Origin of the sequence: Pseudomonas nunensis, assembly GCF_024296925.1 — a bacterium.
GTDB classification, from domain to species: domain Bacteria; phylum Pseudomonadota; class Gammaproteobacteria; order Pseudomonadales; family Pseudomonadaceae; genus Aquipseudomonas; species Aquipseudomonas nunensis.
Genome location: NZ_CP101125.1, coordinates 3330524 through 3356495 on the forward strand (window position 1 = coordinate 3330524; position 25972 = coordinate 3356495).

Below are 25972 nucleotides of genomic sequence, written 5' to 3' on the forward strand. Positions count from 1 at the left end.
CCTAACGATACTTCGCCCAAGTCATACGACAACTTACAACAACTGCAATGACTCCGAATTCAGGAACCGCCATGACCACGACTTCCCCTGCCCCTTTCAATCGCCTGCTGTTGACCGGCGCCGCCGGTGGCCTCGGCAAAGTGTTGCGTGAAACCCTGCGCCCTTATGCCAACGTGATTCGCCTGTCGGACATCGCCGACATCGCGCCGGCCCTCGATGACCGCGAAGAAGTCGTGACCTGCGACCTCGCCGACAAAAACGCCGTGCATCAACTGGTCGAAGGCGTGGACGCGATCCTGCACTTTGGCGGCGTCTCTACCGAGCACGCGTTCGAAGAAATCCTCGGCGCCAACATCTGCGGCGTGTTCCACATCTACGAAGCCGCGCGCCGTCATGGTGTGAAGCGAGTGATCTTCGCCAGTTCCAACCACGTCATCGGCTTCTACAAACAGGACGAAGTGATCGACGCCCACTCCCCGCGCCGCCCGGACAGCTACTACGGTTTGTCCAAGTCCTACGGCGAAGACATCGCGAGCTTCTACTTCGATCGTTACGGCATCGAAACCGTCAGCATCCGCATCGGCTCTTCGTTCCCGGAACCGCAGAACCGCCGCATGATGAGCACCTGGCTGAGCTTCGGCGACCTGACCCAATTGCTCGAACGCGCGCTGTACGCGCCGAATGTCGGCCATACCATCGTCTACGGCGTGTCCGACAACAAGAACGTCTGGTGGGACAACCGCTACGCGGCGGGCCTGGGTTATGTGCCGCAGGACAGCTCCGAAGTGTTCCGCGAAAAAATCGAAGCACAACCGATGCCTGCGGCGGATGACCCGGCGATGGTTTACCAGGGTGGCGCGTTCGTGGCGTCCGGCCCGTTCGGCGATTGAGTCAACGTCCAAAGGAATGAGTCGCCATGCAAGCCGAATTGATTGTCGATACCCGTAACGCGGTCGGTGAATGCCCGGTCTGGGTCCCCGAGGAAAACGCCCTGTACTGGGTCGATATTCCCGCCGGGGGCTTGCAGCGCTGGAGTGCCGCCACCGGGCACGTGGATGCCTGGACCACCCCGGAGATGCTCGCCTGCATCACTCGTCACCGCGACGGCGGCTGGGTCGCCGGGATGGAGAGCGGATTCTTTCATCTGCGCCCGCACAACGACGGCAGCCTCGACAGCGAATTGCTCGCCCACGTCGATCACGCCCGCCCGGACATGCGCCTGAACGATGGGCGCTGCGATCGCCAGGGGCGTTTCTGGGCCGGCAGCATGGTGCTGAACATGGGCGCCAACGCCGCCGATGGCACGTTGTATCGCTACAGTCATGGGCAGCGCGGGCCGCTTGAGCCACGCCTGACCGGCTTCATCGTGCCCAATGGCCTGGGTTTCAGCCCGGATGGCCAGACGATGTACTTGTCCGATTCTCACCCTTTGGCCCAGCAGATCTGGGCCTTCGATTACGACATCGCCAGCGGCACGCCGAGCAATCAGCGGTTGTTCGTCGACATGAATCACTTCGAAGGCCGTCCCGACGGCGCCGCTGTGGATGCTGACGGCTGCTACTGGATCTGCGCCAACGATGCCGGGTTGATTCACCGGTTTACCCCGGATGGCCGGCTCGACCGCTCCCTCTCGGTGCCGGTGAAAAAACCGACCATGTGCGCGTTTGGTGGCAGTCGATTGGATACGTTATTCGTGACCTCGATTCGGCCGGGTGATGATCATGATGAACAGTCTTTGGCGGGTGGGGTGTTTGCCCTGAATCCTGGGGTGAAGGGATTGCCTGAGCCACTGTTCCAGGATTGATCAACAGCCTGAAAGATCGCAGCCTTCGGCAGCTGCTACAGGATTGACGTTCGCCCGGATGTACCCGATCTCTGTAGGCGCTGCCGAAGGCTGCGATCTTTTCAACCCTTCACGCAGAACAAAAATCATGAAACTGCTCGAACTCGAAGACAACCTCACCCACCTCACCCTCGCCCCGGAACTCGGTGCGAGCATCGTCAACTGGACGGTTCGCAGCACCGGCCAGCCGCTGCTGCGCCACAACGACGCCCAGGCACTGAACACCGGCCTGCCCGGCAAACTCGGTTGCTATCCCTTGGCGCCTTGGTCCAACCGGATTTCCGAGGGCGGTTTCGACTGCCCCGAAGGCTGGCTCGCGCTAAAACCCAACAGCCTCACCGATCCTCTGCCGATTCACGGCAGCGCCTGGCAACAAGCGTGGCGGATCGTTTCCCGGACCGCCAACGAAGCCGTCCTGCGACTCGACAGCACCAGCCCTTTCGCCTACCGCGCCGAGCAGCGTTTCCACTTGAGCGAAGGACGGTTGAGCATCGATCTGAAGGTCACTCATCTCGGCGAACACGCGGTGTGGCACGGCCTCGGTTTGCACCCTTACTTTCCACGCACCGCACACACCCAATTGCAGGCCAAGGCCCGGCAAGTCTGGTTGTGCGACGCCGCAAAACTACCGACTCAACTCAGCGCGATACCCGAAGCCTGGGATTTCCAGCAGCTCAAGGCTTTGCCTGAAACCCTGGTGGATAACGGCTTCTGCGAATGGGACGGCCACTGCCTGATCCAGCAACCAGAGCTGGGTTATGAGCTGGAATGCCAAGCCACTGGCAGCGACTACTACCTGCTCTATTGCCCGGTGGGCCTGGGGTTTTTCTGCATCGAGCCGGTGAGCCACCCGGTCAACGCGCATCACTTGCCCGGTCGGCCAGGCTTGCGTTTGCTGGAGCAAGGCCAATCCGCTGAGCTGGGTTTCAGCCTGCAATACCGCGCACTCGCCTAACCCAGCAACTGACTGAGCACCGCGCGCAACTTGCCGGGTTTCACCGGTTTATTCAGCAGTGGCGCGTCGAGTCGTTGCAGGGAGCGGCGGCACTGGTCGGTACGGTCGGCGGTGATGATCACCGCCGGAATGGCCCGGTCGAAATGCTCGCGCAAGTGCCGCACCACGTCACAGCCCACCACCCCGTGGTCGAGGTGATAGTCCGCCAGAATCAGTTCCGGTGCGCGCCCCTGTAACGCCGCTAACGCCGAAAATTCATCGGTGGCGATCACCACTTCGCAGCCCCACTGCCCGAGCAACGCGCTCATGCTCTCGAGGATGCTGACTTCATTGTCCAGCACCAGCAAACGGCGGCCCGGCAACGGATTACCGGTGCCCGGTTGCGGTGCAGCGAGGCTGATCGGCAGCGGCACTTCATGGGATATCGGCACGTCGATGCTGAACACCGACCCGCGTCCCGGCCAAGAACGCACCTGAATCCGGTAGCCGAGAATCTTCGCGATGCGCTCAACGATGGCCAACCCAAGCCCCACGCCTTTGCGGTCAGCGGCGCGGCCAACGTCCAGTTGATTGAACTCCAGGAAGATCGAATCCAGCCGATCCGCCGCGATCCCGCGTCCGGTGTCCCAGACTTCCAGACGCAGGTTATCGCCCCGACGACGCGCCCCAAGCAGGATGCAGCCCTCGTCGGTGTAGCGGCAGGCGTTGCTGAGGAAGTTGCGCAGGATCCGCGTCATCAGGCGCAGGTCAGTGCTGATCGCAAAGTCGCCCATGTGCACCCGCAGGTTCAGCCCCGCCGCCTCGGCCACAGACTGGAATTCCGACACCAGTGGCGCGAGCAATTCATCGAGCCGGTACAGCGCAACGTCCGGCTTCACCGCTGCCTGATCGAGGCGCGAGATATCCAGCAAATCCGTGAGCAAATCCTCGGCGCCTTCAAGCGCCTGATGCGTGCGCTCCACCAGCACCTGCTCGACATCAGGCAACTTGCGCTCGCGCAGGGTTGAGATCAGCAACCGTGCGGCATTGAGCGGTTGCAGCAGGTCGTGGCTGGCGGCGGCGAGGTATTTGTCCTTGCTGCGATTGGCCGCCTCGGCAGCGTCGCGGGCATCGCGTAGGGCTTGGGCGATCTGTTTACGTTGGGTGATTTGCTGTTGCAGGTTGTGGTTGGCTTCGAGCAATTCGTCGGTGCGTGCGGTGACCCGCCGTTCCAATTCGTCGTTGAGTTGTTGCAAGCGTTGCTGGGCGAGTTTGCGTTCGGTGATGTCGGCGACAAAGCCTTCCACCAGCCCTTCCTGATCAGGCTTGAGCAACAGGTTCATCAGCACGTCGAGGCTGCTGCCGTCCTTGCGCCGCAATTGGGTTTCATAGCCGTGCAGGCTGCGTTCGGTCTTGAGGATCTCGCCGATGCGTTCCAGCTCCTTCGCACCGCCGACAAACAGGTTGCTGGCCAGGTCCGCCAGGGAAAACAGCACCTCCTGAGGATTGTCGTAGCCAAGCATCCGCGCCAGCGCCGGGTTGGCGGCGCGCATGCCTTCCAACAGGCTGGCCTGGAAGATCCCGTGCACCGCGTTTTCGAACAGCCACTTGTAGCGATTGCGTTCGGCTTCGAGCTCGTCAAGGCGCGCGTTGAGTTCCGGGTAATGGCTCTTGCGCGCCGAGTGGCTGCCTAATCCCAGCAGTCCGGCGAGCGCCCGCTGTTGCTCGTCAGAGGGCTTCGCCATAGACGACCTCGACATCTCGCTGACTGGACTCGCGCGGGTTGGTCAGGATGCACGGGTCGTGCATCGCGTGCTGCGACAGGAATGGAATGTCCGCCATGCTGACCCCGTGCAGGCCCAGGGTTTCGTGGAAGCCTATCGCGTGTTTCAACGCGATCAGGTGTTCCACCAAACGCCCACAGATCTGCCGGTGATTCAGGCCCCGGCAATCGATGCCGAAGGTCTCGGCGATCACCTTGAAGCGATCTGGCGCCGAGTTGTAGTTGAACGCCACCACGTGTTCCACCAGCACCGCGTTGCACAAGCCGTGGGGCAAGTCGAGGAAGCCGCCGAGGCTGTGGGACATCGCGTGTACAGCGCCGAGGATCGCATTGGAGAACGCCAGCCCGGCCTGCATGCTGCCGAGCATGATTTTCTCGCGCAGGGCGATGTCCGTCGGGTTGGCGATCATCTGCACCAGGTTGCCATTGATCAGGCGCATCGCCTCCAGTGCATGCGGGTCGGTCAGCGGGCCGTGACCGGTGGAGACGAAAGCTTCGATGGCGTGCACCAACGCGTCGATGCCGGTACACGCCGCCAGGAACGGGTCCATGCTCAGGGTGGTTTCCGGGTCGATCAGCGACACGTCAGGCACCACGGCTTTGCTGACGATCGAGAATTTCATGCGCTCTTGCTGGTTGGAAATGATCACGAATTGCGAGACGTCCGCCGAGGTGCCGGCGGTGGTCGGGATCAGGATCAGCGGCGGGCTCGGCACGCGGATGGTGTCCACGCCCTCGAATTCCAGAATGTTGCGCCCGTGGGCCACGACGATGCCGATGCCTTTGCCGCAATCCATCGGGCTGCCGCCACCGATCGCCACGATCACATCGCAGTGATTTTCCTTGTACAACTCGGCACCGAGCATGACTTCTTCGACCCGGGGGTTGGGCGAGACATCGCTATACAGGAAGTAATCGATGCCCTGGGCTTGCAGGCTGGCCTCGACATCCGCGACCCAACCGGCGGCAATCACCCCGGGATCGCTGACCACCAGCACCTTGCGAGCGCCGAAGGTCTTGGCGTAGTTGCCGACGTTGTGCCGGCAACCGGCACCAAAAATGATTTCAGGCGAAACGAATTTACGCAACTGGCTGAGATTCTGGCTCATTGGAAAGCCTGTTTTTATTGTTTTGGAAGGTAGATCCACACTAAAGCATCCGGCTGCGAATGCAATCAGACCAATGGGTAGCACGGTTGAGTCGTTCCCAAACTTTAAATCCAGTGGAGATCCCCTGTGGGAGCGGGCTTGCTCGCGAAAGCGGTGGGTCAGTTGACATGGATACTGACTGACACGACGCCTTCGCGAGCAAGCCCGCTCCCACAGGGGAATTTGTGTCAACTTCAGGCTTATCCGCGATATATCAGCCGCGAAGCCTTTTCATTGCGCAACGTCAGGTGTTCCATGCCCTGCCCCGGCGCATCGGCTTCTTCCCGGGCCTTGAGGATCACCCCGTGATGCGGCGACTTGCTGCACACCGGATCGGCGTTTTCGGCATCGCCGGTCAGCATGAACGCCTGGCAGCGACAGCCACCGAGGTCCTTGTGCTTTTCATCGCAGGAACGGCACGGTTCCTTCATCCAGTCATCGCCCCGAAAACGATTGAAGCCAAACGAGTCGGTCCAGATGTGTTCGATGCTGTGCTCGCGCACATTGGGAAACTGCACCGGCAGTTGTCGGGCGCTGTGGCACGGCAATGCGGTGCCGTCCGGGGTGATGTCGAGAAACAGGTTGGCCCAGCCGTTCATGCAGGTTTTCGGGCGTTCTTCGTAATAGTCCGGGGTGACGAAAATCAGCTTGCACGGGTGGCCCTGGGCTTCAAGCCGTTCGCGGTATTCGTTGGTGATGCGCTCGGCGCGCTGCAACTGATCGCGGGTCGGCAACAGCCCGACGCGGTTGAGTTCAGCCCAGCCGTAGAACTGACACGTAGCCAACTCGACGAAATCCGCCTCCAGTTCCAGGCACAAGTCGATGATCCGGTCGATGCGGTCGATGTTGTGCCGATGGGTGACGAAGTTCAGCACCATCGGATAGCCCTGGGCTTTAACGGCGCGAGCCATCGCGAGCTTCTGGGCGAAGGCCTTGCGCGAGCCGGCGAGCATGTTGTTCACCGCTTCGTCGGCGGCCTGGAAACTGATCTGGATATGGTCGAGCCCGGCGACCTTGAAGTCGCGGACCTTTTGCTCGGTCAGGCCGATGCCGGAGGTGATCAGGTTGGTGTAATAACCCATGTCCCGCGCAGCCTTGATCAGCTCGGCGAGGTCTTGGCGCACCAACGGTTCGCCACCGGAGAATCCCAGTTGCGCGGCGCCCATGTCCCGCGCTTCGCGGAACACGCGAATCCATTCGTCGGTGCTCAGCTCCTCACCGGATTGGGCGAAATCCAGCGGATTGGAACAATACGGGCATTGCAGCGGGCAGCGATAGGTCAGTTCTGCCAGCAGCCACAGTGGCGGCCCCGGTGGCGCATCACTCGATCCAGAATTGCGCACGGGCCACCTCCAGAAACGCCAGCACGTCCTCGTCGATGTCCGATACACCGGGAAAACTCGCGCACAGCAAATTGATAATCGCCGCCACACTGCGTTTGCCATCCACCAGATCGAGGATCTGCCCGGCGCTGGCGTTGAGTTTGATCATGCCTTCGGGGTACAGCAGCACGTGGCAATCCTGCCGGGGTTCCCATTGCAGGCGAAAACCCTGGCGCAAGGCCAGTAACTGTTCGCGGCTGATCAGGCTCACAGGGCAATCCCCCGGTGCCAGACGTTTTCGCGGGTGACGCTGTGGTATGGCGGGCGTTCCAGCTCGTAGGCCATGCTCATCGCATCGAGCATGCTCCACAGCACATCGAGTTTGAACTGGAGGATTTCCAGCATGCGTTGCTGACCTTCAAGCGTGACGTAATGCGCTAGGGTGATGCGCAAACCATGCTCGACATCGCGCCGCGCCTGACTCAAACGCGTGCGGAAATAGTCGTAGCCGTTGACGTCGATCCACGGGTAATGGGTCGGCCACGCATCGAGACGGGATTGGTGGATTTGCGGGGCGAACAGTTCAGTCAACGAGCTGCTGGCCGCTTCCTGCCAGCAGGCGCGGCGGGCGAAATTGACGTAGGCGTCCACGGCGAAACGCACGCCGGGCAGTACCAGTTCCTGGGAGAGGATTTGTTCGCGGTCTAGCCCCACCGCTTCGCCCAGGCGCAGCCACGCTTCGATTCCGCCTTCGCTGCCGGGCGCGCCGTCGTGGTCGAGGATCCGTTGCAGCCATTCCCGGCGCACGTCGCGGTCCGGGCAGTTGGCGAGGATCGCGGCGTCCTTGAGCGGGATGTTGACCTGGTAATAGAAGCGATTGGCGACCCAGCCCTGGATCTGCTCACGACTGGCGCGGCCGGCGTACATGGCTTGGTGGAACGGGTGATGGATGTGGTAATAGGCGCCTTTGGCGCGCAGGGCCAATTCGAATTCGCTGGGGGACATTGGGGTGTTGGTCAAAGTGGTTCTCCTGGGCGTTCTGCGGTGTCTGGTCTGGCACCTTCGCGAGCAAGCCCGCTCCCACAGGGGGCTCTGTTGTTCACACATTTTGTGGCCAGTGGAGATCTCCTGTGGGAGCGGGCTTGCTCGCGAAGAGGCCGCCGGCTACAACACAAGACTCATGCCGTCATAAGCCACCTCAACCCCACGCCGCTCCAGCAACGCCCGCTCAGCCGAGTCTTCATCCAGGATCGGATTGGTGTTGTTAATGTGGATCAGCACCTTGCGCTGACGCCCAAAACCTTCCAGCACTTCGAGCATCCCGCCAGGTCCGCTTTGCGGCAGATGCCCCATTTCACTGCCCAGGCTCTGGCCGACTTCACACACGCGCATTTCGTCGTCGCGCCATAGCGTGCCGTCCAGCAGCAGGCAATCGGCGCGCTGCATCCAACTCAATACTTCTGCGTCGACTTGCCCCAGCCCCGGCGCATAGAACACCGAGGCGCCGTTGCGCAGGTCTTCGATAAACAGGCCGATGGTGTCCCCCGGTTGCGGGTTGCCACGGTTGGGCGAGTACGGCGGTGCGTTGCTGACCAGGGGAATCGCCTGAAATTGCAGGTGCGCGCAAGCCGGAATATTGAACGGCTCACCCGCCAGTCCGATCGGCTGCCAGTGCAAACCGCCGTTCCAGTGTTTGAGCATGCTGAACAGCGGAAAACCGCTGCTCAAATCCTCATGCACCCGCTCGGTGCACCACACGTTATGCGGGCAGCCTTCGCGCAGGCTCAACAACCCGGTGCAATGGTCGATCTGACTGTCCAGCAGGACGATCCCGGCGATGGCGGTATCGCGCAATCGGCGCGCCGGTTGCAGCGCCGGGAAGCTTTCCAGTTGCGCACGAATGTCCGGTGAAGCATTGCACAGCACCCAGTCCACGCCGTTGTCGCTGACGGCAATCGACGACTGCGTGCGCCGTTGTGCGCGCAGGCTACCGTTGCGCACACCGGTGCACTGGCGACAGTTGCAGTTCCATTGCGGGAAACCGCCACCAGCGGCGGAACCAAGAACCCGGATGTGCATGAGCAATGCTCCAGAAGGCAGGCCCGGCCAACACTGCCGCTGGCCGGGTGGTCAATCAACGGTTGGCGAAATACATCGTCACTTCGAAGCCAATACGCAGATCGGTAAACGCGGGTTTAGTCCACATGGGTCAATCCTCTTCTTGTGCCGGGCAATTCCGGTAAAGCCATTAATGCACGGCGCGCCAAGGGCCCGAATGCTACTTTCGAAGGAGGTGGCGGCGTGCGTTGGTAGGGGGTGATTGGGTTTTCCAACACACCAAAAACCAATGTGGGAGCGGGCTTGCTCGCGAAAGCGGTGTGTCAGGCAACATCACTGCTGAATGACACACCGCTTTCGCGAGCAAGCCCGCTCCCACAGGGGAATTGCAGGGTTGCTGAAGGGTTAGAAGAACCCCATCGGGTTGATGTCGTAGCTCACCAGCAGGTTTTTGGTCTGTTGGTAATGGTCGAGCATCATCTTGTGGTTTTCACGGCCAACGCCGGACTTCTTGTAGCCACCGAACGCGGCATGGGCCGGGTACAGGTGGTAGCAGTTGGTCCACACGCGACCAGCCTTGATCGCCCGGCCCATGCGGTAGGCGCGGTTGATGTCGCGGGTCCACAGGCCGGCGCCGAGGCCGAACTCGCTGTCGTTGGCAATCGCCAGGGCTTCAGCTTCGTCCTTGAAGGTGGTGATGCCCACCACCGGACCGAAGATTTCTTCCTGGAACACGCGCATTTTGTTGTGGCCCTTGAGCAGGGTCGGCTGGATGTAATAACCCGTCGACAAGTCGCCCTCAAGCCGTTCCGCCGCGCCGCCAGTCAGCAACTCCGCGCCCTCCTCCTGGGCGATTTTCAGGTACGAGAGGATCTTGTCGTATTGCTGCTCCGACGCCTGGGCGCCGACCATGGTTTCAGTGTCCAGCGGGTTGCCGCGCTTGATCTTGACGATCTTCTGCATCACCACTTTCATGAAGTCGTCGTAGATCGATTCCTGCACCAACGCCCGGGACGGACAGGTGCAAACTTCGCCCTGGTTGAAGAACGCCAGGACCAAACCTTCAGCTGCTTTCTCGATGAACTGCGGCTCGGCGTTCATGATGTCTTCGAAGAAGATGTTCGGCGACTTGCCGCCCAGTTCCACGGTACTCGGAATAATGTTCTCGGCGGCGCAATGCATGATGTGCGCGCCCACTGGGGTGGAACCGGTGAAGGCAATCTTGGCGATGCGCTTGCTGGTGGCCAACGCTTCACCGGCTTCGCGGCCAAAACCTTGCACGATGTTAAGCACGCCGGCCGGAACTAAATCAGCGATCAGCTCGGCGAAAACCATGATCGACAGCGGGGTTTGCTCGGCAGGTTTGAGCACCACGCAGTTGCCGGCGGCCAGGGCCGGGGCAAGTTTCCACGCGGCCATCAGCAGCGGGAAGTTCCACGGGATGATCTGCCCGACCACGCCCAGCGGCTCGTGGAAGTGATAGGCAGTGGTCAGCTCGTTGATCTCGGCGGCGCCGCCCTCTTGGGCGCGGATGCAGCCGGCGAAGTAGCGGAAATGGTCAGCGGCCAGCGGTACGTCGGCGTTGAGGGTTTCGCGCACGGCTTTGCCGTTGTCCCAGGTTTCGGCGACGGCGAGGATTTCCAGGTTTTGTTCGATGCGGTCGGCGATTTTCAGCAGCACCAGGGAGCGATCCTGGGCCGAGGTCTTGCCCCAGGCATCGGCTGCGGCGTGAGCGGCGTCGAGGGCTTTGTCGATGTCAGCGGCGCTGGAGCGCGGGAACTCGGCGATGACTTCGCCGTTGACCGGCGAGGTGTTGGTGAAGTACTCGCCATTGACCGGCGGCACGAATTCGCCACCGATGAAATTGCCATAGCGCGGCTTGAAGGAAACGACGGCGCCGGGTGTGCCAGGTTGTGCGTAGATCATGGTGGGCCTCTGTCTGGGTCGATGCCTGTCGGGCAAACAGGCGATGCACCGATAGTAGAGAGCCCCGCGCGCCAGACGAATGCGCCGTTGGCAGGGGGACTCTCGTTATTTGGTCGTAGATTTCACACAAATCCAATGTGGGAGCGGGCTTGCTCGCGAAAGCGGTGTGTCAGTCACATCATTGTTGCCTGACACTCCGCCTTCGCGAGCAAGCCCGCTCCCACAGGAGGGGTATGCGGTGGGCTTGGGTTTTAGTGTTTGGCCACTACCAAGTCTTTCGGCAATTTGAAGGTCCAGAGCATGCCGCCCTGGTTGAAGTCCTTGATGCGCTTGGCCACTTCGCCGCCCCACAGCGGCACCGCGCCGCCCCAGCCGGAGAGCACCGAGACGTACTGTTCGCCGTCCATTTCCCAGGTCACAGGCGAGCCAAGCACGCCGGAGCCGGTCTGGAATTCCCAGACCTTTTCACCGGTCTTGGCATTGAACGCCTGGAGGAAACCTTCCGGCGTGCCGGTGAACACCAGGTTGCCCTTGGTGGTCAGCACTCCGCCCCACAGCGGCGCGTAGTTCTTGTGGCGCCAGACTTCCTTGCCGGTGACCGGATCGATGGCGCGCAGCACGCCGATGTAATCTTCGTTCAACGGCTTGATGGTGAACCCGGCGCCGAGGAACGCCGCGCCTTTCTTGTAGGCGATGCCTTCGTTCCAGATGTCCATGCCCCACTCGTTGGATGGCACGTAGAACAGCTTGGTGTCCTTGTTGTAGGCCATCGGCATCCAGTTTTTCGCGCCGAGGAATGCCGGGGCGACGAAGACTGAACTGCCCTTGGCTTCAGAGCCCGGTGCGCCGGGACGGCTGGCTTCGTTGTAGATCGGCCGACCATCCTTATCCAGGCCGGTGGCCCAGGTGATCTTGTCCACGAACGGGAAACCACGGATGAACTTGCCGTTGGTGCGGTCCAGCACGTAGAAGAAGCCGTTACGGTCAGCTGTCGCGGCGGCTTTGATTTCCTTGCCGCCCTCGGTGTAGTTGAACGACACCAATTCGTTCACGCCGTCATAGTCCCAACCGTCGTGGGGCGTGCTCTGGAAGTGCCATTTGATCGTGCCGTCGTCCGGGTTCAGCGCCAGGCGCGACGAGGAGTAGAGGTTGTCGCCCGGACGCAGGTGCGAGTTCCACGGCGCCGGGTTGCCGGTACCGAACAGCAGCAGATTGGTTTCCGGGTCGTAGTAACCGCCGAGCCACGGTGCCGCACCGCCGGTTTTCCACAAATCGCCGGGCCAGGTCTTGCCCGCTTCGCCGCCGGAGATGCCGTTCTCTATCGCTTTGCCGTCCTTGTAGACATAGCCCATGTGGCCTTCGACCGTTGGCCGGGTCCACAGCAGCTCGCCGTTTTTCGGGTCATAGGCGGAGATCTTGCCGACCACGCCGAACTCGCCACCGGCCACGCCGGTGATCAGTTTGCCGTTGATCACCAGCGGCGCGGCGCTGATGGAATAGCCTTCCTTGTGATCGGCTACCTGCTTGCTCCACACCACTTTGCCGGTGTCTTTGTTCAGGGCCACGAGCTTGGCGTCGAGGGTGCCGAAGAACACCAGGTCGCCGTACAGCGCCACACCACGGTTAATCACGTCGCAGCACGGACGGATGTCATCCGGCAGGCGCGCGTCGTATTGCCAGAGTTTCTTGCCGGTGCGCGCGTCCACCGCGAACACCCGCGAGTAGGAACCGGTCATGTACATCACGCCGTCCTTGATCATCGGCTGCGCTTGCTGACCGCGCTGTTTTTCACCGCCAAAGGAAAAGGCCCATACCGGCCGCAGGTCCTTGACGTTGTCGACGTTGAGGGTGTCCAGCGGGCTGTAGCGCTGACCCTGGACGCCCAGACCGTTGGTGACGATCTGCTCCGGGTTCTTGGGGTCCTGGAGAATGTCCTGGTCAGTGACGGCGGCCAATGCCGAGCCGGACAACAGCATGGCACTGAGCAGCGCGCTCAAGACGAAGGGTTGGCGACGTGCGGGTTGGGTCATGACGGCTACCTCTGCGGTTTTTGTTATACCCGGGAAATTTTCCCGGTCTGGTGCAGATTCTTGGGCGCCGCCGCCTCTGCAACAATTGCCCGCAGTGTTGAGATTGCTAGTTCCTTAGTACGGGGTCGATGATGCCACCCCCTAAGACTCACCTCGACCTGTAGCAGCTGGCGAAGCCTGCGTTCGGCTGCGCAGCAGTCGTAAACCCGACTTGCACGGTTTGCCTGATGCACCGCGAACGCTGATTTCACGACTGCTGCGCAGCCGAACGCAGGCTTCGCCAGCTGCTACAAGGGTTGCGCCGTTGGGTCATTGGGTCGCGGTGGAATCGATGCGGGTCATTTGGGCGCGTTCGTAACGCGGGTACAGGTGACTGACACTGCGAATCAGCTCATACCGACTCAGGCTGATCCCGCCAAAGCGCTCGGGAATCGGGCTGCGGATCATCTCGGACATGTCGCTGCCGTTGGCGGCGCCGTCGCGCAGCAGTTGATCGAGCCAGGTCAGGTAGTCGCGCATTTGTTCGAAGGGTCTGGCATCCGTGGCCACCGGTCCGTGGCCGGGCACGATCAGGGTCCAGGGCAAGCCTTGCAGGGTGGCGATGTCCGCCAGCCACACCGCCAGCCCCGGACTGTTCGGGGTGGTCAGGGCCCGTTGATAAAACACCAGGTCGCCGGCAAACAGCACGCCGGTTTGCTGGTCGAGAATAGCCAGATCCGCCCCCGTATGCCCACCCAGGCTTAGCAGGCGCAAATCGTGGTTCCCAAAACTTCGAACGCCCGGTGTCAGCGTCTCGGTAGGCAACACCACTTCGGTGCCGCGCATCCAGTCGCCCACCAGGCGATACATGTTCTCGGCCATCGCATCGCCCTGCTGATGCAACAGCTCGGTGGTGCCGGCCAACGCGCCAATCGGCACATCGGTGAAGGCCTGATTGCCCAGCGCATGATCGGGGTGATGGTGGGTCAGCAGCACTTCGATCACCGGTTTATCGGTGACCGTCGCAATCGCCTTGCGCAGCGCTTCGCCATAGCGTTTCGACGGTCCGGTGTCGATCACCACCACTCCGCGTTCGGTGACGATGAACCCGGTGTTGACGATGTTGCCGCCGTTGGCCTTGGCGAAATTGTCAGTGCTGCCTTCCAGCAGCCAGGTGTCGGCGGCGATCAGCCGGGGTGTGAGCGAGTACTCCAGCTCCGCCAGGGCCGGCAGGCTCAAAGCGATCAACAACAGCCACATCCAACGCATGACGCGCTCCTTTGGTCAGGGTATCGCCGCATCGAATTGATTGCCGCTGTTGTCGCGCAACAACAGGCGCGTCTGCCCTGCCCCTTCGATGTCGAAGGTCAGATTGGGGTTTTCGCTGACGGCGGGAAACAGTTCCAGACGCGCCAGCAGTTGATCGTTCTGATCCCGCAGTTCGGCGTGATTGATAAAGAATTCCGGGATGCCGCTGACCATGCCGTTGTCCATCGGGTGCGCCACCTGCAAGCGCACGCGACTGTATTCGCCACGGGGATAACGCCCGCCGAGCACTTCGCCGATGTGTTCTTCCCAACCCGGCTGAGTGCGCACCACGCTCGGCGCCGTGCAACCGCCGCCCGCCGCATCGATCAGGGTCGAGCCGACGTGCCAAATCCCATCGCGGGTCAGCACCGCTGCGCGCAATGGCGTGGCTTGCTCGATGCGGATGCGGATCGACAGCCACGGCAACACCCGCTCCAGCGGTTGGAAATCGACGATTTTCGGCAGCGGATTGAGTTCGGCCCAGGCGAGGATTTTCACCACCTCACCCTTGAACGCCCGAGCGTCGATTTCCAGCGGTACCTGGCGTGCGTCCTCAGCGAATGGCGGCGCCAGCAGCTTGACCCGCTGATCGAACACGAACGGGGCGTCACCGAGCATTTGCTTGTGATAGAACGCCCACATCACCGACGGCACCGGGTCCTTGCCCGGATCAGTGTCTGCTGCGTGGGCGGCCATCGGCAACCAGCAGGCCAACAGGCAACTCGCTCGCCAGTTCACTATTGATACATCTCCGGCACTTCGTACTGCAGGCCGTAACCGGCGTAAATCGCTTGCACTTTGCCTTCGCGGATCAACGCTTCCAGCGCCTCCTCCACGGCATACGACAATTGCCGGTTGCTTTCATGCACCGCCATGCCGATTTCCCAGCGTTGCTTGCCCATGTTCGGGTAGGCGTTTTCCGCCAGCGCCACTTGCGGGTCGTGGGCTTCATGCACTTGCCAATCGACCTCGCCGCGCATCGCCATCACCGCATCGACTTCACCGGCCTTCATCGCCGCAAAGGCCTGGGGCACGCCGGGATAGTGGTGGGTCTTGGCGGCGAGCATGCCGTTGAACACCGAGGTCAGGTAGAACGACGGCACGCTGTCGACTTCGACGCCAATCGGGTGCTGCTCGAACACCGCGACGCTGCCCACCGACTCCAGGCGACGCCGGTCAAACGCGACTTGCCATTGTTCGTTCTGGTATGGGCCGAACATCACCACATGATCGTTTTCCAGCTCACCGAGCTCGTTGCGCTTTTGTGAGTAATCGCGGTCGTAGGGCACGCGCATCATCAGGTCGGCCAGTTGCTGATTGTGCAATTGGCTGCTGCGCCAGATGTAATCGCGCAGGTCGTCGTCGAGCTTCTCCCCGGCCGGCGCCCAGATCAGTTTGAGCTTCACGCCCAGCGCCGTGGCCAAGGCTTGTGCGAGGTCCACATCCACTCCGCGCGGCTGTCCGACATCCTCGAAACTGTAGGGGGCGAAATCCTTGTAGACCGCGACTTTCAGTTCCCCGGCAGCGATCATTTGGTCATAGGTACGGACCTGCGCCTGCGCCACCTGGCAGCACAGCAACACAGCACTGATCAACACAGCGAGCAGGCGCATGGATTACTCCTCGACGTGCACGCTATCCAGGTAAGTACGCACCGCCCACAGGGCTTCCTGACTCAGGTAATCGGCCATTTTCGGCATGTAGACCCGGCCGTCGCGCACCGCGCCGTGACGCACCCGTTCGACGAACCATTCATCACCGGCATCGCCGACATCGAGCAGGCGCAAGTCGGGAGCGATGCCGCCGGACTTGGCTTCCAGGCCATGGCAGGCCGCGCAGTTCTGGTTGTAAGCCGACGAGCCGATTTCCACCGCTTTATCGTGTTGCGGCGAGGTGCGATACGGGTTGACTGACGCCCAGCCATCGCCATCCACCGGCACGCCGGCGTCCTTGATCGGGGTCAGGCCCGGGGTTTCCACCGCTTGCGGCACCACGTTGCCATGGGCCCAGACCGAACCTGCGCTGATAAAACCGGCCAGCAGCCCGGCAACCAGCAAGGCGTTGCGTTTTGTTGTCATTGTTATGCCCTCAGGATTGCACGCAAAACCTCTGTGAAGAGGCTATGGCACCCATCTTAGGAAGCACTTCGCCGCAACCCCATGCTGCTTTGGTGGCCGCCGCCCAGTACCTTGGTAGTAGGGCTTGTGGCGCACCGTCGCCGCGAATTACGACCTTGGTACTGGCTCTCCGGTACTTTCTGCATATTTCCTCGGCCCCTCGGGCTTCCTATGCTGGCGCTACCCGTCATGGAGTGCCCTATGCGCCAGCTCGCCCCTTACGCCTTGATCTACCTGCTGGCGATTGCCTGCGCCGCCGGCCTGGCGACCCAGAGTCAGGCCGCCGACGCGCCGTTGCAGGTGCAAATTGGCTACCTGGGCTATCTCCCCGATCCGGGGCCGCTGCTGTCGAATGTGATTCCCGAACCCGCCGATGCCGGCCTGCGTGGCGCTGAACTGGCGATCACCGACAGCAACAGCACCGGACGTTTTCTCAACCACAGCTACAGCCTGGTCAGCGCCAGCGCAGAGAGCCCGGATGCGCTGATCGAAGCCGCGAAAGCCCAGCACGACCAAGGCCTGCGCCTGTTTGTGGTGAATGCGCCAGTGGAAACCCTGCGCCGGCTCAGCGCGGTGCTGACCGACAGTTTGCTGTTCAACGCCGGCAGCCCGGATGACAGTCTGCGCACCACCGACTGCTTGCCGAACGTGCTGCACACCTTGCCGAGCCGGGCGATGCTCGCCGATGCGCTGGCGCAATTTCTGGTGGTGCGCAAATGGCAGCGGGCGCTGCTGATCGTCGGCCCGACCCCGAATGATCAAGCCTATGCCGCCGCCCTGCGCCGTGCCGCCAAGCGCTTCGGTCTGAAACTGGTGGCGGAAAAAGCCTGGAGCTTCGACAACGATCAACGCCGCAGCGCCCAGGCGGACATGCCGCTGTTCACCCAGACCGCCGAGTACGACGTGGTGCTGGTGGCGGACGAGCGCGGCGACTTCGGCGAATACGTGCCTTACCAGACCTGGTATCCGCGTCCGGTGGCCGGCACTCAGGGTTTGACCCCGGTGGGCTGGCACAAAACCGTGGAAACCTACGGCGCCGCGCAACTGCAAAAACGCTTCGAGGCCATGGCCGGACGCTGGATGAATGACCGGGATTTCGCCGCGTGGATGGCCGTGCGCAGCATCGCCAGTGCCGTGAGCAAACTGCGCCAGGTCGATCCGATGGCGATCCGCGCGCTGGAGATCAGCGATCAATTGCCGCTGGACGGTTTCAAGGGTCGCAAGCTCAGTTATCGGCCGTGGAACGGCCAGTTGCGCCAACCGATTCCCATCGTGCAACCACGAGCGCTGGTCAGCACCTCGCCCCAGGACGGTTTCCTGCACCCGTTCAACGAAATGGACAGCCTCGGCTATGACAAGCCAGAAGTGACCTGCCGTTTTCCCTGATTTTTTCCATCACAACGACAATAAAAAGGAATCCGCCATGCGCCGTACCCTGCTCTCATGCGCCCTGCTGCTTGCCGCCGGGCACGCCGTGGCCAGCACTGCCTGGGTCTCCAACGAAAAGGACAACAGCCTGAGCCTGATCGACATGCAGACCCTGCAAGTCACCGACACCCTGCCCGTCGGCCAGCGCCCGCGCGGTCTGTTGCTGTCCCACGACAGCAAGTTGCTGTACATCTGCGCCAGTGACTCGGACCGGGTCCAGGTGATGGATGTGGCCACTCGCAAGATCATCAAGGAGTTGCCATCGGGCAAAGACCCCGAGCAATTCGCCCTGCATCCCAACAACCGTTGGCTTTACGTTTCCAACGAAGACGATGCGCTGGTGACCGTGATCGATACCGAAACCTCCAAGGTGCTGAGCCAGATCAACGTCGGCGTCGAGCCGGAAGGCATGGCCGTCAGCCCCGACGGCAAATGGGCGGTGAACACCAGCGAAACCACCAACATGCTGCACTGGATCGACACCAGCACCCAGACCCTGGCCGACAGCACGCTAGTGGATCAGCGCCCGCGCTTCGTCGAGTTTTCACCGGACGGTTCACAGCTGTGGGCCTCGGCGGAAATCGGCGGCACGGTGACGATTCTCGACGTGGCGACGCGCAAGGTCCTCAAGACCGTGAACTTCCAGATCAAGGGCGTGCACCCGGACAAAGTGCAGCCCGTGGGGATCAAGCTGAGCGCCGACGGCAAGTACGGCTTCGTCGCCCTCGGCCCGGCCAACCATGTGGCGGTGGTGGATGCCAAGACTTTCGAAGTGCTGGATTACCTGCTGGTCGGCCGGCGCGTGTGGCAGATGTCGTTCACCCCGGACCAGAAGCAATTGCTCGCCACCAACGGCGTGAGCGGCGATGTGTCGGTGATTGATGTCGACAGTCTCAAGGTCAGCAAGTCGATCAAGGTCGGGCGCTATCCATGGGGCGTGGTGGTGACCCCATGAACGCTCTGGAAGTCAGCGAGCTGAGTTTCGCTTATGGCGCAAAAGAAGCGCTGCGCCAGGTGAGTTTCAGCCTGGTGCCGGGGCGCTTTGCGGCATTGCTGGGGCCGAACGGTGCGGGGAAATCGACGCTGATTGCTCTGCTGACGCGGCTTTATGATTTGCAGCGCGGCGATATTCGGGTCGGCGGCTGTTCGTTGCGCGATACCCCGCGCCCGGCACTCAAGCAATTGGGCGTGGTGTTTCAGCAAAGCACGCTGGACCTGGACCTCAGCGTCGAACAAAACCTGCGTTATCACGCCGCGCTGCACGGCATGTCCCGGCGCCAGACCGGCCTGCGTGTCGACGCCGAACTGGCGCGCCAGGCACTGACTGAACGCCGTCGTGAAAAAGTGCGTGAACTGAATGGCGGCCACCGTCGCCGGGTGGAAATCGCCCGGGCGTTACTGCATGAACCGCGTTTGTTGCTGCTGGACGAAGCCAGTGTCGGCCTCGACCCGGCCAGTCGTTTGGCACTCAATCAACACATCCGCAGCCTGTGCCGCGAGCAAGGCATCAGTGTGCTCTGGACCACGCATTTGCTGGATGAGGTGCAGGCCAGCGACGACTTGTTGATCCTGCATCAAGGCCGACTCGTCGCCAGCGGCCAAGCCGACGCGCTGAGCCTGGAACACGGCGGTGACCTCGGTTCTGCCTTTGCTCGACTGACCACCGCAGGAGCCGCCCGATGAACGCTTATTGGCAGTGTTTCAGCGGCATTGTGCTGCGCGAATGGCTGCGTTTTGTGTTGCAGCGCACGCGGTTCCTCAGTGCTTTGGTGCGGCCATTGTTGTGGCTGTTGGTGTTCGCCGCCGGGTTTCGCGCGGCGCTGGGCATTGCGATCATCGAGCCATACGACACCTACATTCCGTACGAGGTGTACATCATTCCGGGGCTGGCTTGCATGATCCTGCTGTTCAACGGCATGCAGGGCTCGTTGTCGATGGTCTACGACCGGGAGATGGGCAGCATGCGCGTGCTGCTCACCAGCCCCCTGCCGCGGATTTTCCTGCTGTGCAGCAAATTGCTCGCGACCTCACTGATTTCGCTGTTGCAGGTGTATGCCTTCCTCGCGATTGCCTGGGTCTACGGCGTGCAACCACCGGCCATGGGCTTGCTGATCGCCTTGCCGGCGTTGCTGCTGGTGGCGTTGATGCTGAGTGCACTGGGGTTGTTGCTGTCGAATGCGATCCGCCAGTTGGAGAACTTTGCCGGGGTGATGAATTTCGTGATCTTCCCGCTGTTTTTCCTGTCGTCGGCGCTGTATCCGCTGTGGAAAATGCGCGAGTCGAGTGAGTGGTTATATTGGCTGTGTGCGTTGAATCCGTTTACCCATGCGGTGGAATTGGTTCGGTTTGCCTTGTATGAACGCTTTAACCCGCTGGCACTCGCGGTGTGCCTGGGGTTGGCGCTGGTGTTCGTGCTGCTCGCCGTACTCACCTTCAACCCGCAACACGCCGCCCTGCGCAAAGCCACCTGACACACATCCCCCGTAGGAGCTGTCGAGTGCAACGAGGCTGCGATCTTTTGATCTTTAAAAGCAAAGATCGCAGCCTCGTTGCACTCGACAGCTCCTACAGGGAGATTGTGTTGAGCACAGGCACAAAATTACTACTTTAGTACTGCTTTACCTGTCTATCGTCGCATTCCCTTCGCACCGCGACTGGCATGTAATGGGTTCATAACTATAAGGATTGAACCCCATGCCGCGTGCCCGACGTCGTCTGCTACGCCCTTGCCTTGCTGCCCTGTCGCTCAGCCTGTTGCTGAGTACCGCGCAGGCCGAAACCCCGCTGTTCTCCGCTGACGGCTACCGTATCAGCCTGTACCGCAGCCCGACGCCGAATCAGTTGCAAGGCGCGACCATCCTCGACACCCCCGCCCTGCAAACCCTGCTCAACCAGACACCGCGCCCGGTGCTGATCGACGTCTATCGCCGCCAGTGGCTGCAAGGACGGTTCATCGAAGACCAGCCCCACGCGAACCTGCCCGGCAGCCATTGGCTGGCCAATACCGGTGACGGTGATCTGACGCCTGACTGGCAGGCTTACTTTGCGCGTAATCTGGACACATTCACCGACGGCGACCACCAGCAACCGCTGGTCTTCTACTGCCGCTCCGATTGCTGGTTGAGCTGGAACGCGGTAAAACGCGCCACCGCCATGGGCTATAAGTCAGTGTATTGGTATCGCGATGGCCTGGATGCCTGGCAAGCGGCGAACCTGCCTGTTGCGCCGGCCCAGCCCGAGCCCTTTCCCTGACTGAACACTGCGTGTTGTTGCCCCACCCAAAAACACAATAATGAGGTGAAAGGCTATGTACAAAATTCTGATTGCCGACGATCACCCGCTGTTTCGCGAGGCCATTCATAACGTCATCAGCGACGGGTTCCCCGGCAGCGACGTGATGGAAACCGCCGACCTGGACAGCGCCCTGCTGCTGACCCAGGAACACGACGACCTGGACTTGATCCTGCTGGACCTGAACATGCCCGGCATGCACGGCCTCAACGGTCTGATCAACCTGCGCAACGAGGCGCCGACCATTCCGGTGGTGATCGTCTCGGCCGAGCAGGACAAACAGATCGTGCTGCAAGCCATCACCTATGGCGCGGTGGGTTTCATCACTAAATCCTCGCCACGCCTGCAAATGACCGAGGCGATCCAGCAGATCCTCAACGGCAATGTGTACCTGCCGCCGGACATCATCCGCACGCAAAAACCCGGCACCCATCGGCGCATGAACGACAACCCGAGCTTCCCGCCGGAACTGCTCCAGGCTCTGACCCGCAAGCAGTTGCTGGTGCTTGAACGCATGACTAAGGGCGAGTCGAACAAACAGATCGCCTACACCCTGGAAATCGCCGAAACCACGGTCAAGGCGCATGTGTCGGCGATCTTGCGCAAATTGAATGTGCACAATCGGGTGCAGGCAATATTGAGTGCCGGGGATATTGATTTCGGGTCTTACTTACGGCGCTGAAACACAACTCCTGAGCGCAGGACACACTCCCTGTAGCAGCTGGCGAAGCCTGCGTTCGGCTGCGCAGCAGTCGTGAATCAGGCAATGGGGTTCATCAGGACGACCGCGCCGTCAGGGTTTACGACTGCTTCGCAGCCGAACGCAGGCTTCGCCAGCTGCTACAAGGTCTGGGGCGAAGGGCTCGGTCGTCCTGATGAACCGCGCCGTCAGGGTTTACGACTGCTGCGCAGCCGAACGCAGGCTTCGCCAGCTGCTACAGGGTCTGGGGCGAAGGGCTCGGTCGTCCTGGTGAACCGTACCTTCTGAACTCACGACTGCTGCGCAGCCGAACGCAGGCTTCGCCAGCTGCTACACAGGTTCTGGGGCAACTTGGGTTAGCGGGATAGGCCGAGCAAATGACTCATCGCCGTCTTGAGTTTCATCGGCCGCACCGGTTTGTGCATCAAGGTGTGCCCCAACTCGCGAATCTGCAACTTCAGCTCGTTGCTGTAATTGGCGGTGATCATCATCGCCGGTATGGCTGACCCGCGCCGCGCGTTGATCCGGGCCACGGCATCGACACCGTTCTGGTCGTCGTCCAGGTGATAGTCGGCGATCAGCAAGTCGGCCTCTTCGTGATAATTGTCCACTTGCCGCGCAAGGTCCTGCTCAGACAGCGCGGTGACCACCAAACAGCCCCAACCTTCCAGCAACGTGCGCATCCCGGCGCAAATCGCCGCGTCGTTGTCCAGCACCCACACTCGGGCACCGCGCAGGCGTTCAAGCATCGGCTCGCTCATCAACAGGCTCGGCAATGCTTTCGGAGCCGTGGCGCTGAGCGGCACTTCGACAGAAAACATCGAGCCCTTGCCCGGCCACGAGCGCACGTGAATCCTGTGCCCGAGGATCCCGGCGATTTTCTCGACAATCGCCAGGCCCAGGCCCAAGCCGCGATCCTGATCCGGACGCTGCACATCGCCACGCTTGAACTCCTGGAAAATTTCCTCCAGACGATCTTCGGCAATGCCCATGCCGCTGTCCCAGACTTCGATCGACAAGCGCTGATGATGGCGCCGGCAACCGAGCACCACGCGCCCGCTGTAGGTGTAGCGGATCGCGTTGCTCAGCAGATTGCGCAGGATTCGCGCCAGCAACTGAATGTCGCTGCGCACCAGCGCCGAACAGGGGATGAAATGCAGTTCCAGCCCTTCACTGCGGGCCACTTGGGTGTATTCGGCAGCGAGGTTTTCCAGCAATTCGCTGAGGGCGAACGGCGCGATATCAGCCTTGATCACCCCGGCATCGAGTTTGGAAATGTCCACCAACGTGCCCAACAGGTTTTCCACGTCTTCCAAGGAATTGCTGACGTTGCGCACCAGAATCGCGTTGGCCACCGGCTCCCGGCGTTCCAGCAAAGCGCTGGTAAACAGCCGCGCGGCGTTGAGCGGTTGCAGCAGGTCGTGGCTGACGGCGGCGAGAAACTTGGTCTTCGACAGGTTGGCCTGCTCGGCTTCGAGTTTGGCTTCGCGCAGGCGCGATTCCGCGCGGCGACGCTCATCGATCTCGCGCAGCAACTGGTCGTTGAGGGTGGTCAGTTCGGTGGTGCGTTCGCGCACCCGCAACTCAAGGTTCTGATAGGCCTGGTGCAGCGCTTCGGCAGTGCGGCGGCGTTCGGTGATGTCTCGGATCAACACGAAAATCCCCACCACTTCCCCGGTGGCCAGGCGATTGGGCACGTAGGAGCGCAGCATGTAGCGCTCCTGATTATTGATGTTGGTTTCGGCGAACTCGAAGGTCACGCTCTCACCGGCCAATGCCCGGGCGACGTAGGCTTCCAGGCGCTGGTAATGCTGCTCGCTGTGCACCTCGCGCAGGCTCTGCCCGAGCATCACGCCCCGAGGCCAGCAGTACCATTCTTCGTAGACTTTGTTGGTGAATTCGTAGACCAGATCGGCGTTCAGGTAGGCGATCAATGCCGGCACGTGGTCGGTGATCAGGCGAATCCAGCGTTCGCTTTCGCTGAGCGCTTCGGCGTGCTGGTAGCGTTCGGTGATGTCGGTAAAGGTGTTGACGAAGCCGCCAGTGGGAAGCGGATGGGTGCGGATTTCCAGGACCCGGCCATCGTAGAGGCGCTGTTCGCATTCCTGCACCGGCCGCCCATTGCTGTCGCGACTGGCCGGGGTCAGCAGGTTCAGTTCGCTGTCGGCGATCACCTCCGTGAACGGTCGATGGGCCGCCACTGGCGCGAGGCCGCTGAGTTCAAGAAAACGTCGGTTCCACAGTTCCAGGATGCCGTCGGCGTTGACCATCGCCACGCCCTGGGACAGGTTGTCTACAGCCCGTTGCAGCAGATGGGATTTCTGCGCCACCGCTTGCTCGCGGCGCACGGTTTCGCTGAGTTTGACGTCGGTGATGTCGGTGAACAGGATCACCCGCCCGCCCTCCTGGGTCGGCCGTTCGCTGACTTGCAGCCAGCGGCCATTTTGCAGGCGATACAACAGATTCTGATCGGCATGCCCACGCGGTTCTTCGGTGAACAACCCGGTCGCTGTCATCAGCCGCTTGACCTCGGCCAGGTGCATGCCGGCGATGATCCGCACCCGGCTGTTGCCCCAGAACGCCTTGAAGCGGCTGTTGAACAGCACGATGCGCTGGTCTTCATCGAACAGCACAAAGGCATCGGAAATGCTCTCGATCGCATCGATCAAATGCTGGTGGGCCGTTTCTGCCCGCAGGCGTGCGTCGCTGAGCAGGTGATTGCCGGCCTTGAGCTCGGCCATGGCCTGGTTCAGTGCGTCGGTGCGTTCGCGGACCTGTTCGGCCAGCACCACCGAATGCTGGAATGCGGCATACGGGTCGTTGCCCCGGGTGATGCCGGATTCGATGCGTTCGATCAGCGCGCCATTGATGCGCTGCAGTTTGTGGTTGTCGCGCTGCAGGCTGGCGATTTGCGCCTGGAGCTCAACGGTGTCCAGGGGAACGGCCTCGGGCAATGGCAACCCCGGTGAAGGTCTGGTTGATGTGCATGCCATTGAACTGTTCTCCGTAGGTGTTGAAACCCATCACCCGATGCTCACGCAAAAACGCCCCGATCGGCTCCAGACTGCCGCGATCTTCCAGTTCCAGACGTCGCAGAAAACAGTCGCAGCCGATGGTCAGCAACAAGTCGCCGAGGCGTTGTTCCAGGCCTTCGAACAGCGCTTGCAGGTTCGGCAGCATCGGGCCGGGGGTCATGGCGGTGAGGACGATGCCGTTTTCCACGGCGCAGTAGAAACTCAGGCTCAGGTCCGGGTGCACTTGCTGGATCGCGCGCACGTAGTACTGGTCGTTGATCCGCACGGCCAGCGGGTGCGCGGCGAAGATTCGGTGATCGAGCTCGGCAACCGGCACGCCGATGTGCCGGGCGTACTCCTCGGCGGCGGGTTCGGCGTTGAGTTCGAAGACCCGCCGCGAGGCGCTGTCGGCGCCGGTGACCACCAGTTTCTCCGCGCGGGGCAGGATGTGGTGGGTGGTGAACACTTCGAAATCGAGCCAGGTGTTGACCAGCACCACCACCGCCGCGCCGCTGTGGAATTCGCCGCCGAAGTACACGTGGGTGTGGGTCAGGTAGTTGTCATCGCCAGCGGAACCGCCGAAATGCGGAATGTCGCCCAACGCTGCGCTTAATGCGGCGAGGACCATTTCTTCACGGCTGGACAGGCCATCGAGCAGGGTCAGGGCGAAGCTGTTGCCCTTGATCGGCGCCAGGGTGTTGCTGCGGCAGCCGCTCACCAGTCGCTCGACCATTTGCTGGGCGTCGATCAGGCTGAAGCGTTCCATTTCGTCGATCAGTTCGATGGCGATGGAAAAGTGCCGATGATCAAACCCGACCGCCGTCACGCAATTGCGACCGTAGCCCTGCGGGGTGATTTCCCCGGCGCTGGTGCAACCCACCAGGCGAATCCCGCCGAAGCTCTGCTGCAAGGCCTGGCCCAGCGCCTGCAAGTCGTACTCGGCGGAACAGAAGAACAGCACAAAACCCAGGTGCGGATGCAACAGCTGCCGCGCCAACTCCTGCGCCGCCTGCTGCGCGTCGGTGGCCTGGGACATCGCGCTGACCACGCCTTCACTCTGGACCTGCTGCATCGTCGCCTCCCGCAGGTGC

At 61.6% G+C, this 25972-nt stretch carries 24 protein-coding genes; 9 read left to right on the plus strand and 15 right to left on the minus strand.

Translation table 11 applies throughout. From position 1 onward, the window contains the following. The first annotated feature begins 71 nt into the window (after positions 1 to 71). From NK667_RS14165 to NK667_RS14175, 3 genes are all read left to right on the plus strand, one after another. Positions 72 to 890: an NAD-dependent epimerase/dehydratase family protein gene (locus NK667_RS14165; RefSeq protein ID WP_054047371.1), complete on the plus strand. Its 819-nt coding sequence runs from the start codon at positions 72 to 74 to the stop codon at positions 888 to 890. 26 nt (positions 891 to 916) lie between these two features. Beyond that, positions 917 to 1804, plus strand: coding sequence for an SMP-30/gluconolactonase/LRE family protein (locus NK667_RS14170; RefSeq protein ID WP_054615151.1), 888 nt, complete (start codon positions 917 to 919; stop codon positions 1802 to 1804). Positions 1805 to 1931: 127 nt separating this feature from the next. Then, positions 1932 to 2798, plus strand: coding sequence for an aldose 1-epimerase (locus NK667_RS14175; RefSeq protein ID WP_054615152.1), 867 nt, complete (start codon positions 1932 to 1934; stop codon positions 2796 to 2798). Here NK667_RS14175 and NK667_RS14180 read toward each other — a convergent pair. The 13 genes from NK667_RS14180 to pedF all read right to left on the minus strand — a co-directional run bounded on the left by NK667_RS14180 (position 2795) and on the right by pedF (position 16409). After that, positions 2795 to 4522, minus strand: coding sequence for a PAS domain-containing hybrid sensor histidine kinase/response regulator (locus NK667_RS14180; protein WP_054615153.1), 1728 nt, complete (start codon positions 4520 to 4522; stop codon positions 2795 to 2797). The two genes, NK667_RS14175 and NK667_RS14180, sit on opposite strands and share 4 nt — an antisense overlap. Then, positions 4506 to 5669 (minus strand): alcohol dehydrogenase-like regulatory protein ErcA, encoded by a 1164-nt coding sequence (ercA, locus tag NK667_RS14185; protein ID WP_054047363.1) that lies wholly within the window; start codon positions 5667 to 5669, stop codon positions 4506 to 4508. The genes NK667_RS14180 and ercA overlap by 17 nt, the downstream gene beginning before the upstream one ends. 239 nt (positions 5670 to 5908) lie before the next feature. Next, positions 5909 to 7051, minus strand: a complete 1143-nt coding sequence (pqqE, locus tag NK667_RS14190; RefSeq protein WP_054615154.1) for a pyrroloquinoline quinone biosynthesis protein PqqE — start codon at positions 7049 to 7051, stop codon at positions 5909 to 5911. Further along, complete coding sequence (pqqD, locus tag NK667_RS14195) at positions 7029 to 7301, minus strand: pyrroloquinoline quinone biosynthesis peptide chaperone PqqD (protein WP_054615155.1); 273 nt, start codon at positions 7299 to 7301, stop codon at positions 7029 to 7031. The genes pqqE and pqqD overlap by 23 nt, the downstream gene beginning before the upstream one ends. Then, on the minus strand, positions 7298 to 8035 hold the full coding sequence (gene pqqC / locus NK667_RS14200; RefSeq protein ID WP_236708628.1) for a pyrroloquinoline-quinone synthase PqqC: 738 nt from the start codon (positions 8033 to 8035) through the stop codon (positions 7298 to 7300). The genes pqqD and pqqC overlap by 4 nt, the downstream gene beginning before the upstream one ends. Positions 8036 to 8194: 159 nt before the next feature. Continuing rightward, positions 8195 to 9109 (minus strand): pyrroloquinoline quinone biosynthesis protein PqqB, encoded by a 915-nt coding sequence (gene pqqB, locus NK667_RS14205; RefSeq protein WP_054615157.1) that lies wholly within the window; start codon positions 9107 to 9109, stop codon positions 8195 to 8197. 55 nt (positions 9110 to 9164) lie between these two features. Further along, the gene (gene pqqA / locus NK667_RS14210) at positions 9165 to 9236 is read right to left on the minus strand and encodes a pyrroloquinoline quinone precursor peptide PqqA (RefSeq protein ID WP_003253598.1); all 72 of its coding nucleotides are present in this window, start codon (positions 9234 to 9236) and stop codon (positions 9165 to 9167) included. Positions 9237 to 9493: 257 nt separating this feature from the next. Then, positions 9494 to 11014, minus strand: coding sequence for an acetaldehyde dehydrogenase ExaC (exaC, locus tag NK667_RS14215; RefSeq protein WP_054047353.1), 1521 nt, complete (start codon positions 11012 to 11014; stop codon positions 9494 to 9496). Between the two features lie 251 nt (positions 11015 to 11265). Beyond that, complete coding sequence (locus NK667_RS14220; protein ID WP_054615158.1) at positions 11266 to 13044, minus strand: PQQ-dependent methanol/ethanol family dehydrogenase; 1779 nt, start codon at positions 13042 to 13044, stop codon at positions 11266 to 11268. Positions 13045 to 13353: 309 nt separating this feature from the next. Further along, positions 13354 to 14292 (minus strand): quinoprotein relay system zinc metallohydrolase 1, encoded by a 939-nt coding sequence (locus tag NK667_RS14225; RefSeq protein WP_054615159.1) that lies wholly within the window; start codon positions 14290 to 14292, stop codon positions 13354 to 13356. A gap of 15 nt (positions 14293 to 14307) precedes the next feature. Then, positions 14308 to 15069, minus strand: coding sequence for a quinoprotein dehydrogenase-associated SoxYZ-like carrier (locus tag NK667_RS14230; protein ID WP_054047348.1), 762 nt, complete (start codon positions 15067 to 15069; stop codon positions 14308 to 14310). After that, complete coding sequence (locus NK667_RS14235) at positions 15069 to 15944, minus strand: substrate-binding periplasmic protein (RefSeq protein ID WP_054615160.1); 876 nt, start codon at positions 15942 to 15944, stop codon at positions 15069 to 15071. The genes NK667_RS14230 and NK667_RS14235 overlap by 1 nt, the downstream gene beginning before the upstream one ends. Positions 15945 to 15947: 3 nt before the next feature. Then, entirely contained in the window at positions 15948 to 16409 is a 462-nt protein-coding gene (pedF, locus tag NK667_RS14240) for a cytochrome c-550 PedF (protein WP_054615161.1), read from the minus strand. Between the two features lie 240 nt (positions 16410 to 16649). Here pedF and NK667_RS14245 point away from each other — a divergent pair, with 240 nt between their 5' ends. The 6 genes from NK667_RS14245 (at position 16650) to NK667_RS14270 (ending at position 21849) form a co-directional block, all read left to right on the plus strand. Next, positions 16650 to 17834 (plus strand): ABC transporter substrate-binding protein, encoded by a 1185-nt coding sequence (locus NK667_RS14245; protein ID WP_054615162.1) that lies wholly within the window; start codon positions 16650 to 16652, stop codon positions 17832 to 17834. 37 nt (positions 17835 to 17871) lie between these two features. Next, a complete protein-coding gene (locus tag NK667_RS14250) occupies positions 17872 to 18831 on the plus strand; it encodes a YVTN family beta-propeller repeat protein (RefSeq protein WP_054615163.1) in 960 nt (319 codons plus the stop codon). Beyond that, positions 18828 to 19559: an ABC transporter ATP-binding protein gene (locus tag NK667_RS14255; protein WP_054615164.1), complete on the plus strand. Its 732-nt coding sequence runs from the start codon at positions 18828 to 18830 to the stop codon at positions 19557 to 19559. The genes NK667_RS14250 and NK667_RS14255 overlap by 4 nt, the downstream gene beginning before the upstream one ends. Continuing rightward, positions 19556 to 20347, plus strand: a complete 792-nt coding sequence (locus tag NK667_RS14260; protein WP_054615165.1) for an ABC transporter permease — start codon at positions 19556 to 19558, stop codon at positions 20345 to 20347. Before NK667_RS14255 ends, NK667_RS14260 begins: the two co-directional genes overlap by 4 nt. Positions 20348 to 20570: 223 nt before the next feature. Then, a complete protein-coding gene (locus NK667_RS14265; RefSeq protein ID WP_054615166.1) occupies positions 20571 to 21128 on the plus strand; it encodes a PQQ-dependent catabolism-associated CXXCW motif protein in 558 nt (185 codons plus the stop codon). A 55-nt stretch (positions 21129 to 21183) separates the two neighbouring features. Then, the gene (locus NK667_RS14270) at positions 21184 to 21849 is read left to right on the plus strand and encodes a response regulator transcription factor (RefSeq protein ID WP_054047333.1); all 666 of its coding nucleotides are present in this window, start codon (positions 21184 to 21186) and stop codon (positions 21847 to 21849) included. Positions 21850 to 22223: 374 nt separating this feature from the next. On the opposite strand, the gene nahK is transcribed toward NK667_RS14270, so the two are convergent. Next, positions 22224 to 24821 (minus strand): hybrid sensor histidine kinase/response regulator NahK/ErcS', encoded by a 2598-nt coding sequence (gene nahK, locus NK667_RS14275; protein ID WP_054615167.1) that lies wholly within the window; start codon positions 24819 to 24821, stop codon positions 22224 to 22226. Continuing rightward, entirely contained in the window at positions 24790 to 25953 is a 1164-nt protein-coding gene (nosP, locus tag NK667_RS14280) for a nitric oxide-sensing protein NosP (protein ID WP_054615168.1), read from the minus strand. The genes nahK and nosP overlap by 32 nt, the downstream gene beginning before the upstream one ends. Positions 25954 to 25972: the final 19 nt, after the last annotated feature.

Excerpts from the sequence above, each read along its gene's own strand:
- NK667_RS14165 (WP_054047371.1), top strand. The coding sequence starts at position 72 with ATGACCACGACTTCCCCTGCCCCTTTCAATCGCCTGCTGTTGACCGGC.
- NK667_RS14170 (WP_054615151.1), top strand. The coding sequence starts at position 917 with ATGCAAGCCGAATTGATTGTCGATACCCGTAACGCGGTCGGTGAATGC.
- NK667_RS14175 (WP_054615152.1), top strand. The coding sequence starts at position 1,932 with ATGAAACTGCTCGAACTCGAAGACAACCTCACCCACCTCACCCTCGCC.
- NK667_RS14180 (WP_054615153.1), bottom strand. The coding sequence starts at position 4,522 with ATGGCGAAGCCCTCTGACGAGCAACAGCGGGCGCTCGCCGGACTGCTG.
- ercA (WP_054047363.1), bottom strand. The coding sequence starts at position 5,669 with ATGAGCCAGAATCTCAGCCAGTTGCGTAAATTCGTTTCGCCTGAAATC.
- pqqC (WP_236708628.1), bottom strand. The coding sequence starts at position 8,035 with ATGTCCCCCAGCGAATTCGAATTGGCCCTGCGCGCCAAAGGCGCCTAT.
- pqqB (WP_054615157.1), bottom strand. The coding sequence starts at position 9,109 with ATGCACATCCGGGTTCTTGGTTCCGCCGCTGGTGGCGGTTTCCCGCAA.
- exaC (WP_054047353.1), bottom strand. The coding sequence starts at position 11,014 with ATGATCTACGCACAACCTGGCACACCCGGCGCCGTCGTTTCCTTCAAG.
- NK667_RS14220 (WP_054615158.1), bottom strand. The coding sequence starts at position 13,044 with ATGACCCAACCCGCACGTCGCCAACCCTTCGTCTTGAGCGCGCTGCTC.
- NK667_RS14225 (WP_054615159.1), bottom strand. The coding sequence starts at position 14,292 with ATGCGTTGGATGTGGCTGTTGTTGATCGCTTTGAGCCTGCCGGCCCTG.
- NK667_RS14235 (WP_054615160.1), bottom strand. The coding sequence starts at position 15,944 with ATGCGCCTGCTCGCTGTGTTGATCAGTGCTGTGTTGCTGTGCTGCCAG.
- pedF (WP_054615161.1), bottom strand. The coding sequence starts at position 16,409 with ATGACAACAAAACGCAACGCCTTGCTGGTTGCCGGGCTGCTGGCCGGT.
- NK667_RS14245 (WP_054615162.1), top strand. The coding sequence starts at position 16,650 with ATGCGCCAGCTCGCCCCTTACGCCTTGATCTACCTGCTGGCGATTGCC.
- NK667_RS14250 (WP_054615163.1), top strand. The coding sequence starts at position 17,872 with ATGCGCCGTACCCTGCTCTCATGCGCCCTGCTGCTTGCCGCCGGGCAC.
- NK667_RS14255 (WP_054615164.1), top strand. The coding sequence starts at position 18,828 with ATGAACGCTCTGGAAGTCAGCGAGCTGAGTTTCGCTTATGGCGCAAAA.
- NK667_RS14260 (WP_054615165.1), top strand. The coding sequence starts at position 19,556 with ATGAACGCTTATTGGCAGTGTTTCAGCGGCATTGTGCTGCGCGAATGG.
- NK667_RS14265 (WP_054615166.1), top strand. The coding sequence starts at position 20,571 with ATGCCGCGTGCCCGACGTCGTCTGCTACGCCCTTGCCTTGCTGCCCTG.
- NK667_RS14270 (WP_054047333.1), top strand. The coding sequence starts at position 21,184 with ATGTACAAAATTCTGATTGCCGACGATCACCCGCTGTTTCGCGAGGCC.
- nosP (WP_054615168.1), bottom strand. The coding sequence starts at position 25,953 with ATGCAGCAGGTCCAGAGTGAAGGCGTGGTCAGCGCGATGTCCCAGGCC.